The sequence below is a fragment of the Collinsella aerofaciens genome (assembly GCF_040926405.1).
Taxonomy (GTDB): Bacteria; Actinomycetota; Coriobacteriia; order Coriobacteriales; family Coriobacteriaceae; genus Collinsella.
The window spans coordinates 109,267-121,276 of sequence record NZ_JBCOIG010000004.1; the positions used below are offsets into that span (position 1 = coordinate 109,267).

A 12,010-nucleotide genomic window follows, 5' to 3' on the forward strand; every position below is an offset into this window, starting at 1 on the left:
CAAGGCTGCGCAGATGCCGTTCCACACCTGGCTGCTCGGCGCCATGGTTGCCCCCACGCCCACGAGCGCCCTGCTGCATTCGTCCACCATGGTCAAAGCCGGCGTGTTCCTAATGGTCAAGCTGAGCCCGCTATATGCCATCTATCCCGTGACCGGCTTTATGGTCACGAGTGTGGGTGCCATCACGTTTTTGCTCGCTGCCCTCATGGCCATCTCGCAGAGCAACGCCAAGCGCGTGCTCGCGTACTCCACCATTTCCAACTTGGGCCTCATCAGTGCTTGCCTGGGTGTCGGCGCACCCGAGGCCGTGTGGGCCGCCATCTTCCTGATCCTGTTTCACACGGTGGCAAAGTCGCTGCTGTTCCTGTGCGTGGGCACGGCCGAGCATCATATCGGCAGCCGCAATATCGAGGACATGGACGGTATGTTCAGCCGCATGCCGCACCTGACGCGTCTGATGATGTTGGGCATCATGGGCATGTTCGTGGCGCCGTTTGGCATGCTCGTGTCCAAGTGGGGCGCCCTGGTGGCGTTCGCACAGACTGGCAACGTGCTCATGATCATGGTGCTTGCCTTTGGCTCGGCCGCGACGTTTTACTTCTGGGGCAAGTGGCTTGCCAAGCTTTCGGGCGTCGACCCCACGGCTCAAAACGTTGAGGTCAATGTCCATAAGACCGAATGGATGGCCCTCAACACCATCGCCGCGCTGCTGATTCTGTGCTGCGTGGCCTTCCCGATTATCTCGAGCGGTCTGGTGTCGCCTTACTTGGCCATGGTGTTTGGCCGCGTGCCGTACGTTATTGGCAAGGACGCCATGTATCTGATGGTGGTTATCGTGGCGTTTATCGCCGTGGTGCTGCTGACTTCATTCCGCGTGAGCAACAAACCGCACGTAAACGTATATCTTTCGGGTGTGGGAACCGACAAATATCGCCATTTCCGCGGCTCGATGGGACGCGAGGTGAAGGCCGAAAAGCGCAATTGGTACTCGGAGGACGCCCTTGGCGAGAAGCGTATTAGCCCCGTGGGTAGCGTCGTGTGCTGCAGCATCATCTTGTTTGCGCTGCTGTGCTGCGCGTGGATTGGGCCCGAGCGGCTTGCCATGAGCGCGCCCTCGGTGCTGCGCGGCAAGTATTTTGAAGGTTCGGGCGTCGTGGGCATCTTTATTGGTACCGTGGTGTTTGCCCTGCTGGCGCCGCTTGTGGGCGGCCTGATCGACGGTCTTGACCGTAAGCTTTCGGCTCGCATGCAGGGCCGCGTGGGCCCGCGCCTGCTGCAGCCCTTCTACGACGTTGCCAAGCTGCTGCGCAAGGCCCCTGCCAGCGTAAACACCATGGACGATACCTACATGGCGTGTGCGCTCATCTTTACCGTGGTGGGCGGCGGCATCTTTGTGTCGGGTTCCAACACGCTGCTGTGCGCTTTTATGGTGACGCTCGCCGCGATCTTTGTGGTGCTGGCGTCCGCCTCGACGCAAAGCCCGTTTGCCCAGGTCGGCGCCGATCGTGAGTTGCTGCAGGTTATGAGTTACGAGCCCGCCGTTCTGCTGATGAGCGTGGGCCTGTACCTTGCTACCGATAGCTTCGATTCCATCGCCGTGACGGGGCAGTCGGCCCCCATCATCGTGTACAGCGCGCCTATTTTCCTCGCGCTGCTCGCGGTGCTTACCATCAAGCTGCGCAAGTCGCCGTTTGACCTTTCGTACTCGCATCACGCGCATCAGGAGATCGTCCAGGGCGTCGCCACCGAGATGAGCGGCGGCACGCTGGCCAAGATGACCCTTATGCACTGGTGCGAGACCGTGCTGTTTTTGATGTGGGTGGGCATGTTCTTTGTTTGGGACAACCCGGTGAGCTGGGTCGTAGCCCTGGTCGTGATGGCCGCGACGTATTTTGTCGAGGTGCTGATCGACAACACCTTCGCACGCAGCACCTGGCGCAGCTGCTTTAAGCTCGGATGGGGCGTGGCGCTGGTGTTTGGCCTGCTCAACCTTATGCCCATCCTCGTCGACGTGTTTATTTAGGAGGCGGCATCCATGGATCATAAAATGTCGCGCTCGCCGTGGGTTATTCATTACGACGGCTCGAGCTGCAACGGATGCGATATTGAGGTGTTGGCCTCGCTCACGCCGCTGTTCGATGCGGAGCGCTTTGGCGTGGTCAATACCGGCAACCCCAAGCATGCGGATATCTTTTTGGTGACGGGGTCGGTCAATGCCCAGAACCTGCCCGTCGTGCGCCAGATCTACAACCAGATGCTCGAGCCCAAGTGCGTGGTGGCGTGCGGCATCTGCGCGTGCTCGGGCGGCGTGTTCCGCGATGCGTATAACGTGATCGGCGGCGTGGACCGTGCGATTCCCGTGGACGTGTACGCGCCCGGGTGCGCCATTCGTCCCGAGACCGTGATCGATGCCATCGTGGAGGCGTGCGGCATCCTGGACCAGAAGGAGGCCGTGATGCGCGCCGGCGGCGATCCGCTCACCGTGGGCGGCGCTGCTACCTGGGACGGTGGCGTTGAGCTGGGCGAGGACGGGTTTGTGGCTGCGGGGGCCGGTGACACGGCCGCCGCCGGTGACGCGCGTGCCGGGAAGTCCGCAGCGCCCGCCGCTGGCGACGTGCCTGCTGAGACGCCCGCCGCTGCAAAGGAGGCCGAGTAATGCAAAAGGCTATCTATATCACCGTCAGGATCGACGAGCTGTTGCCGCATGTCCAGGCGCTCAAGGGTGCCGGCGCGCGCTTTGTGCAGATGCATGCCGAGCGCTGTGTGGACGACGGATCGTATCGCCTGGTCTATACGTTTATCAACGTCCGCGCTGCGCAAGAGCAGATCGCGCGGGACGGAAACTATGCGATCGAGAACCTGGTGGTTGAGGGCATCGACCAGTGCCAGGAGATTCCGTCCATCAGCTCGTATTATCCGGCGGTATTTCCGTTTGAAAATGAGGCCCACGACCTATTTGGTCTTGCCATCACCGATATGCAGATTGACTTTAAGGGCTTTTTCTACCAGGTCTCGACCGCCGAGCCCATGAGTGTGATCACGCCCGAGGTGAAAGCCGCCCGCGAGAAAGCCATGAAGGTTCGTGCCGCCGCCGAGGCCAAGGCGCGCAAAGCCGCTGCCGAGAAGGCCGCTGCTGCCGCGGCCGCTGCGGAGGAGGGTGCCGCGGGCGCTGGCGATGCCGCGGGTGCTACTGTCGCTCAGCCCGCTGCGGCTGCCGGCTCCGATGCTCAGCACGATGAAGCTGCCGCCAAGGCCGCGCTCAAAGCCGCCGAGCTGGAAGCAAAGCTCGCCGCCATGGATCCCGAGAAAGCGGCCAAGGTCCGCGCGGCGCTTGCCGCCAAGGCCGCCCGCGACAAGCAGAAAAAGGAGGCGTAAGGTCCATGGCACGTCGCTCCGTTATTCCGTTTGGCCCGCAGCACCCGGTGCTGCCCGAGCCGCTTCATCTGGACCTGGTGATCGAGGACGACCGCGTCATCGAGGCAATTCCGCAGATCGGCTTTGTGCACCGCGGACTCGAGAAGCTCACCGAAAAGCGCGACATGCACCAGTTTGGCTACATCGCCGAGCGCATCTGCGGCATCTGCGCCGTGGGTCACAGCTGCGGCTATGCCAGCGCCTGCGAGCGCATGCTTGACATCGAGGTGCCCGGCCGTGTGCAGTATATCCGCACCATTTTGCACGAGCTTTCGCGCATTCACTCGCATCTGCTGTGGTTGGGCCTGCTCGCCGATGCCTTTGGCTTCGAGGCGCTGTTCTATCGTTCGTGGACCCTGCGCGAGCAGATTCTCAAGATTTTTGAGAGTACCTGCGGCGGCCGCGTGATCCTTTCGATTAACGAGATCGGCGGCCTTAAGCACGATATCGAGGACTCCGAGCTGGCCGGCATTGTCCAGACGCTTGACGCCATGCGCCCCGACTACGAGGCCTTGGTGCATACGTTTTTGGACGACAATAGCTGCGGCGAGCGCCTGCATGGCGTGGGCGTGATCAGCAAGAAGGACGCGCTGGAGCTTTCGATGGTCGGCCCGTTTGGGCGCGCCTCGGGCGTGGATTACGACGTGCGCATGTTCGGTGACGGCGCCTATGCGGATCTGGCTGCGTTTGAGCCGATTGTTGCCACCGATGGCGATTGCTATGCCCGCTGCCAGGTGCGTTGTGCCGAGGTCACGCAGGCCATGGACATCATCAAGGAGCTTGTCGGCAAGATTCCGCACGACGGCATCGGCGGACGCACCAAGCTCACGCCGGCCGACGGCGCGCGTGGCGAGGTTGTGATTGAGCAACCGCGTGGCGAGGCGTATTACTATGTACGCGGCAACGGCACCAAGAACCTGGACCGTTTTCGCGTGCGCACGCCGACGTCGCAAAACCTGGCAGGTCTGACGCATGCGCTGCAGGGCGTGCTCCTTGCTAGCGTGCCCATGATCATCCTGACCATCGACCCCTGCATTAGCTGCACGGAAAGGTAGGCGCGGCATGAGTTTACTGACATTTGCCAAGACGGCCTTGGGTTCTATGGTCAAGCGGCCGGTTACGGTGTGCTATCCGCAGGAGAAGCTGACGGCGCCCGAGCGCTTGCGCGGGCATATCGTCAATGACATGGACGTGTGCATCTGCTGCGGCATGTGCGCACGGCGTTGCCCGGCGGGCGCGCTCGCGGTCGATCGCAAGGGCGGAACGTGGTCGATCGACCCGTATGCCTGCGTGGTGTGCGGTGAGTGCATCGAGAGCTGCCCCAAGCACTGCCTGACTATGGACACCGCCCGCACCCCAGTCGCAGCGGACAAGACTCCCACAGTAGAAACCAAACCGGAATAGCGCCGGAATAGAGCTGGAATAGGGGCCGGTGGGGCAAAAATGCCCCACCGGCCCCGCGCTTAAACGCGCGGCTGGGCCGCCGCAAACAAAACTATGCCGGTTTACGGGGCTGGATGGCGAACCTCCGACCATACGGAAAAACACAAAAACAAAACCGCAGGTAGATAGCCTGCCGTTTTTCAAAAAATGAGGGTATGGATGAGGGTCCCGACTTTTGCCCCGTAATCCGGCATAGTTTTGAAATAGCACCATATCCGTAGAAGCCCTTGATCTCCCGTGGACAGAGGGAAACGGATCATTTTTGCCTTGCGAGGGCTGCCGCGTGACCCGTCTGCCACGAAATGGGCCTATCTACTACGTTTAGGCGGCAGCCCTCGACCACGTCAAGTAATGCGAAATGAAAACCGCAGGTAGAACGCTTGCAGTTTTTCATGAAAAGCGGCTATGGTCGGGGGTATCGAGTCAAACGTAGTAGATGGCCCGATTTCGTGGCGAGCGTTACCAACTGATTCCCCGGGGACGGAGGAAAACGGGTCATTTTTGCCTGATGGCTCCGAGTCGCACCCGTTTTCCTGCGAAAACGCCGTGTCTCAACTTTGGTGAGACATTTGTCTCACGCCCAAAACCGAATCTGGAACATGTGTCACCTGCCCTAATTGTGTCTCATTCCGTAACTTTAGGCTGATGCAAGGTCTGAGCCTGCGAGAAGGGAGACACGATGGGTAAGTACACGAGGGGTCTCTTGGCGGTGATACTGGCCGTAGTGCTGGTGTTGCCAGCCGCAGCATTCGCCATGCTGCCCGAGGCCAACGCCAGGTCCAGCACAGGAATGGACGGACCGATAATGACCGGAAAGGTCGCCGACCCCGACACCAGCGGTCGCTGGGAAATCTGGGCGGCAGGCCACGGTGGCAATAAGGTAACGACCCAAAACGTCGGTCGAATCTGGACCGACAAGACGGTCAAGGCAACCGAGGAAAACGAAGAGTCGGACTTTTTGACCACGCTTTCGGCGATGTCCTCGACGTCTAATTCAACCGTGACGGTCACCACGCCGCTTGACATCGTGATGGTGCTGGATTCCTCTGGCTCGATGGATGATCCTATGGGTGGCGGAGATTCCACCAAGCGTATCGATGCACTGAAGAGCGCTGCGAACAGCTTTATCAATACCATTGCCAAGCAAAACGAGGGTATCGAGGGTGTCGATAGGCAGCACAGGGTTGCCATTGTTAAGTTTGCGGGTGATAAGACCAATAAGGTCGGCAATGACCAGTACAAGAAAGGGCAATTTTGGTACAACAACTCGCAGGTGATGAAGGGTTTGACCGATTGCTCTGGCGGCAACGTGAAAGTTCTTGAGGATACAGTTGCTGGAATCAAACCAAGCGGTGCCACGCGTGCCGACTATGGTCTGGAACTGGCCGGGGATATCACTTTTGGCCGCGCAGATGCCAAGAAGATCGTTGTGTTCTTTACCGACGGCAAGCCAACGAGCTTCAGCGAGTTTGATTCTGACGTCGCCAAGGGTGCCGTGACGGCTGCCAAGAAGATGAAGGATGGCAAAGCCACCGTTTATACCATCGGCATCTTTAGTGGAGCGGACCCCGCTGACGATCCCTCGAAAGAGGGGACAAGCGACGTCAACAAGTTTATGCACGCCGTGTCGAGTAATTATCCCGATGCCACGTCGTATGCGAGCGACAAGCTTGGCACACGCGCGGAAAACTCCGACTACTACAAGTCGGCGACCAACGCCGAAGAGCTCAAGAAGGTCTTCGACGACATCTCACAGGCCATCACATCGGAGGCGCCTTATCCGACCGAAATCCATAAGGGCTACGACGAGACCAAGTCCGGCTACATTACGTTTACCGACGAGCTGGGCGACTTTATGCAGGTCGACGGATTTACCGAAGTCGTCATCAACGGCACGCCGTTTACCGAGGCGAGCAAGACGTTCAACAAAGAAACCAATACCGACACATACGAGTTCACCGGCAAGGCAAAAGACCTGCTCATCACCGTGCAGCGTGCTGGCGCTGACAATCCCCAGAAGGGCGATATCGTAACGGTTAACATTCCTGCGTCGTTGATTCCGCTGAGCCACTTTAAGACCGTAGACGGCAAGCTTTCGGTCGACAACGTTAAGCCCATTCAGGTGAAGTATGCCTCGAGCGTGAAGAGCGCCGCACTTGACAACCTGTTTACGCCCGAGAAGGTCACGGGGCTCAAGGACTACATCGAGCATAATACGACTGTCGTTGACGGCACCAAGACCGTGAGCTTCTACGCGAACAAGTGGAGCGGTGGTGCGTTGGGTGATACGGTTGCGACCTTTGAGCCGGCCGACACCAACCGCTACTACTACTTCCAGAAGCAGACTCCCATTTACACGGACAAGGACTGCACACAGCCTGCAAAGAATTCGCTGACAGATACTGGCACCTATTACTACAAGGATGAGTTTGAGGAGCAGGGCGAGAACGGCGAGGCCAAGCCCGCCACTGCCGTCATCGAGTTTATCGGCGGCGACGCTGCCAAGTTTGACGGCGCTATTGTTGCCGACAAGGACGGCAACCTTTCGTTTAGCGTGGGAACCGCGCGTCTGGCCTTTATCGACGAGCTCCACACCACCAAGGGCAGCGTGGGCGGCAACAGCACTGGTACCGCGACCGACGTTCTCAACCCCAAATGGAACAACGTGTCCGCCAAGGCGGCTGCGACGCATGTCAATTCCTATCTGGGCAACAACGGCAAGATCAGCTTTGCGTATGACATGACGCCGGCAATGGTGAACACCAAGGCCAGCTTTGGTCTAACCAAGGTGCTCGAGGGTCGCGACTGGACGAATGCTGACGCGTTTGAGTTTGGCCTGACATCCGAGAGCGGCGCCCCGATGCCTGCGGCTAGGACTGCGACCGTGCGCAAGGCTGACCTGGACCAGGGCAAGGCTGCCATCGACTTCGGCACGATCGAATACACCGAACCTGGCACGTACGTCTACAAGGTCAGTGAAAAGCATGCCGGGACCACGATTGACGGCATCGCCTACAGCAAGAACGTCGCGGAGATCACCGTGACGGTAACGCCCGACAAGGAGGGCGAGCTCAGCGCCGCTGTGAAGGTGGCCTGGAGTGAAGCCGAAGTGACCGAGTTCAAGAACGTCTACGCTGCGGATCCTGTTGAGTCCAGCGTTACCGACCAGATTACCGTGGCCAAGTCCCTGACCGGGCGCGACTTGACGGAAGGCGAGTTCAGTTTTGAGCTGCGCGAGGTTAAGGGCGAGGACTCTGAGCTTATCGAGACCGTTGCGAACGCCGCCGACGGCAAGGTGACGTTCAGCACCATCAAGTACACCGAGATCGGCCAGCACACCTACATGCTGCGTGAGGTCAAGGGCGACGCCGGTGGCATCACCTATGACGATACGATCTACACTGTCGTGACGACCATTGCCGATAACGGCAAGGGCCAGCTGGCCGCTACGCACGAGCTGAAGGGCGCCAAGGACGTCAAGAGCATCGAGTTCAAGAACGCCTACACCACAAATGCTGCCGAGGCATCGCTTACGGGCATCAAGAACCTGCAGGTCGCCGACGGCTTGACCCCGGCTGACATTGCCGGCAAGTTCACCTTTACCGTGACCGGTGAAGAGGGCGCACCCATGCCCGCGAACGCGAGTGTGACCAATGATGCCAAGGGCAAGGTCGACTTTGGCAAGATTACCTTTACGCTCGACGACCTTAACAAGGCTCTGGGCGAGAAGCCCGAGAAGCGCGAGCACACCTTTACCTACACCGTGACCGAGTCCGGCGAGGTCGCTGGCGTGACCAACGACGCCAAGCTGTCGCGCGAGGTTTCCTTCACCGTGACTGATGACGGCAAGGGCAATCTGAGCGTATCCCACAAGCCGGACGGCGATGTGGCATTTACGTTCACCAATACCTATAACGTGACGCCTGTCGAGACGAGCGTCACCGACCAGATTACCGCGACCAAGGTCCTGACCGGGCGCGAGCTTGCTGCCGGCGAGTTCTCCTTCGAGCTCGTCGAGGGCGAGGGCGAGGACGCCAAGGTTATCGCCACCGGCACTAACGCCGCCGATGGCAAGATCACGATGAGCGCCGTGAAGTACACCAAGGCCGGAACGCACGCCTACACGCTGCGCGAGGTCAAGGGCGGAACCATCAGCAAGGGCGTCACCTACAGCGATGCCGAGTACACCATCGAGACCACCATCACGGACAACGGCGACGGTACGCTCAGCGCCACGCATGTTCTGAAGGACGACGTCAAGGCTGCAACTTTCGAGAACGCTTACAGCGTGACCCCGCTCGACGCAGAGTTCGACTTTGGCCTGGGCAAGGCCATCGACGGTCGCGACTGGACGGACTCCGACAAGTTCAGCTTTACCATTACCGCTTCCGAGGGCACCCCGCTGCCCGATCCCGCAACCGTAACCGTGAGTAAGAAGGACGCGAAGGACGGCATCGCCGCCATCAAGTTCGGCAAGATCCACTACACGGCTGCCGGAACCTACAAGTATGAGATCCGCGAGAACGCGGGTAATACGGTCGGCATGACGTATGACTCCCACGTCGCGACCGCCGAAGTAACCGTGACCGAGGACGGCGATGGCAACCTGACCGCCAACGTCACCAAGAAGGAAAACGGACGCTTTACCAACACGTACCGCACTGAGCTTAACTACACCGCGGCCGGCGGTCTGTGGCTCAGCAAGTATCTGGACGGCCGCCCCATGACCGAGGGCCAGTTCACCTTTACCGTGACACCTGCTGACGACGCTTCGGCTCGCGCGCTCGGTCTGCTGCCCGGGGCCAACAGCTTCAAGTCTCCCGAAGCGGCAGAGGCAACGGTCGGACTGATCGACATTCTGGCTGTTCATGAGGTTAAATTTACGCAGGCTGACGCCGGCAAGACCTTCAAGTACACCGTGGCCGAAAAGAACGACGGCCAGCCCGGTTACACCTACGATGACGCCGTACGCACGGTGACGATCGCCATCGCCGACGACACCGCCGGTACGCTCACTGCTACGACGACCGTTTCCGGTGGTCCCGAGGGCACGCATGAGACGGTCCACAAGAGTGGCGAGAACAAGGTCGAGAAGGCCCTGGTGCCGTTCCACAACAGTTACAGCGCTACGACCAACACGCCTGGCGGCACCGCCGCTCAGGTCGTTGCCACCAAGACTCTGACCGGCCGCCCGATGGCCGACGGCGAGTTCTGGTTCGGCATCGCCTATCAGGGTGAGCTTGTGGCATACGAAAACCTCAAGCCCAATATCGGCGGGCACGTGAGCTTTGATACGCTGCACTACGACACTAAGATGCTTGCTAATCTTGAGGCTGCTGGGCTTGCCCATCGTACCGACAAGGACGGTAAGCTTGCCTGGACCATTAACTACACGGCCTACGAAGATTTATTCGGGCTGCCGAATGGCGTTTCCGCTACAACGTGGAGCTTTGGCTTTAAGGTTATCGTCGTCGACAACGGTGACGGTACCCTGACGGCGACGGTCGACTACGGCGGCGTCGAGCCCTTGTTCGAGAACGTCTACGGCGCCGACGCCGTGGATGCCGCGCTCACCGGTACTAAGAAGCTCCAGGTTGCCGAGGGCCTGACCCCGGCCGACATCACGGGTAAGTTCACCTTTACCGTGACCGCCGACGAGGCAGGTGCCCCGATGCCCGAGCGCACGACCGTAACCAACGACGCAGCCGGTAACGTGGACTTTGGCAAGATCCACTTTACGCTCGAGGACCTCAACCGCGCTCTGGGCGTGACGGACGATGCGACCGATAAGGCCGAGGCGGACGAAGCTGACGAGGCCGAGGCCGACGAGGCAGAGGCTGAAGAGGCCGACCCCGCCGCTGACGCCAATGTCGACGAGTCCGAGCCTGCGGCCCCCACCGCTCCGCGCTCGCACACCTTTGCCTATACGGTGACCGAGACCGGCAGCGCCCCTGGCGTGACCAACGATGCCAACGCCACGCGCAAGGTTTCCTATACCGTGACTGACGACGGCGCCGGACATCTGAGCGTCGTGCGCAACGGCGACGACGGTGCGGCCTTCACATTCATCAACACCTACAGCGTAACGCCCACCGACTCTGTCGTGACCGATCAGGTCAAGACGGTCAAGCGTCTGACCGGACGCGACCTTGCAGCCGGCGAGTTCACGTTTGATCTGCTCGAGGACGGCGTGGTTGTCGCTAGCGGCACCAACGACGCCAACGGCACTGTGACACTGAGCCCGATCCGCTACGAGGCGCCCGGCACGCACACGTACACGCTGCGCGAGGCTTGCCCCAATGCGCTCGGCCTGTACAAGGGCGTCACCTATGACGGTACGACCTACACCGTCGTGGCCACCGTCTCTGACAACGGCGATGGCACACTGGCCGTGACGCACAAGCTCGAGGGAACCACCGAGTCGGCTGGTTTTACCAACAAGTATCACGCCATGCCCACCCAAGTCTCCATCGGCGCCATCAAGGTGCTCGAGGGACGCGAGCTCAAGAAGGACGAGTTCAGCTTTAAGCTCGTTGGCGAGGGCATCGAGTCCACCGTCACCAACGATGCCGACGGTAAGATCAGCTTCGACAAGTTTGAGTACGACGAGCCCGGTACGCACGTCTACACCATCAGCGAAGTCAAGGGCGACGAGGCCGGTATGACCTACGACAAGTCCGTCTTTACCGCGACCGTCAACGTGGTCGATGACGGCGAGGGCAACCTCAAGGCGAACGTCGCCTTTAACAAGGGCGACAGGAGCGTCGAGGGTATCGTGTTCAACAACACGTACAAGAAGCCCGAGACTCCTACGCCGACACCCGATCCCGGCACGCCCAAGACCGTGACGAACATCGTCAAGACGGTCAAGGGTTTCCTGCCCACCACGGGCGACCAGCAGGCTGCCGCTCTGCTTATGGCATTTGTCATCGCCATGGCCGGCGTCGGAGCCCTGGTCTGGGGTATCCGTAAGCGCTAGGCACGCTGGCAGCGCCCGGGGCCAGAAGGCCCCGGGCGGCCGGCGGGGAGCCAGAACATAGCCCCACCCCCAGCCCCAGCCGCCACGGAGGTATCTCGGCTTATAGGACAAAATGTGTGTCCACGTTGGGGGCATCGGCGCAGGTCGATGCCCCTTTTTCAGCCGTTTAAATTC

At 60.2% G+C, this 12,010-nt stretch carries 6 protein-coding genes; all 6 read left to right on the forward strand.

What is annotated here, in order from left to right; all coding sequences use genetic code 11:
* A partial coding sequence (locus AB5758_RS03090) for an NADH-quinone oxidoreductase subunit H (RefSeq protein WP_368155358.1) occupies nt 1-2,023 on the forward strand: 2,023 nt, incomplete at its 5' end.
* A gap of 12 nt (nt 2,024-2,035) precedes the next feature.
* Nucleotides 2,036-2,656 (forward strand): NADH-quinone oxidoreductase subunit B family protein, encoded by a 621-nt coding sequence (locus AB5758_RS03095; RefSeq protein WP_368141119.1) that lies wholly within the window; start codon nt 2,036-2,038, stop codon nt 2,654-2,656.
* Complete coding sequence (locus AB5758_RS03100) at nt 2,656-3,375, forward strand: NADH-quinone oxidoreductase subunit C (protein WP_368141120.1); 720 nt, start codon at nt 2,656-2,658, stop codon at nt 3,373-3,375. Before AB5758_RS03095 ends, AB5758_RS03100 begins: the two co-directional genes overlap by 1 nt.
* 5 nt (nt 3,376-3,380) lie before the next feature.
* The gene (locus AB5758_RS03105) at nt 3,381-4,469 is read left to right on the forward strand and encodes a hydrogenase large subunit (protein WP_368141121.1); all 1,089 of its coding nucleotides are present in this window, start codon (nt 3,381-3,383) and stop codon (nt 4,467-4,469) included.
* Between the two features lie 7 nt (nt 4,470-4,476).
* Complete coding sequence (locus tag AB5758_RS03110) at nt 4,477-4,818, forward strand: 4Fe-4S dicluster domain-containing protein (RefSeq protein ID WP_225094079.1); 342 nt, start codon at nt 4,477-4,479, stop codon at nt 4,816-4,818.
* An 844-nt stretch (nt 4,819-5,662) separates the two neighbouring features.
* Nucleotides 5,663-11,836: a Spy0128 family protein gene (locus tag AB5758_RS03115; RefSeq protein ID WP_368141122.1), complete on the forward strand. Its 6,174-nt coding sequence runs from the start codon at nt 5,663-5,665 to the stop codon at nt 11,834-11,836.
* Nucleotides 11,837-12,010: the final 174 nt, after the last annotated feature.

What these genes read in the sequence shown, in the direction of transcription:
- AB5758_RS03100 (WP_368141120.1), top strand. Translation starts at nt 2,656, where the DNA reads ATGCAAAAGGCTATCTATATCACCGTCAGGATCGACGAGCTGTTGCCG.
- AB5758_RS03095 (WP_368141119.1), top strand. Translation starts at nt 2,036, where the DNA reads ATGGATCATAAAATGTCGCGCTCGCCGTGGGTTATTCATTACGACGGC.
- AB5758_RS03110 (WP_225094079.1), top strand. Translation starts at nt 4,477, where the DNA reads ATGAGTTTACTGACATTTGCCAAGACGGCCTTGGGTTCTATGGTCAAG.
- AB5758_RS03115 (WP_368141122.1), top strand. Translation starts at nt 5,663, where the DNA reads ATGACCGGAAAGGTCGCCGACCCCGACACCAGCGGTCGCTGGGAAATC.
- AB5758_RS03105 (WP_368141121.1), top strand. Translation starts at nt 3,381, where the DNA reads ATGGCACGTCGCTCCGTTATTCCGTTTGGCCCGCAGCACCCGGTGCTG.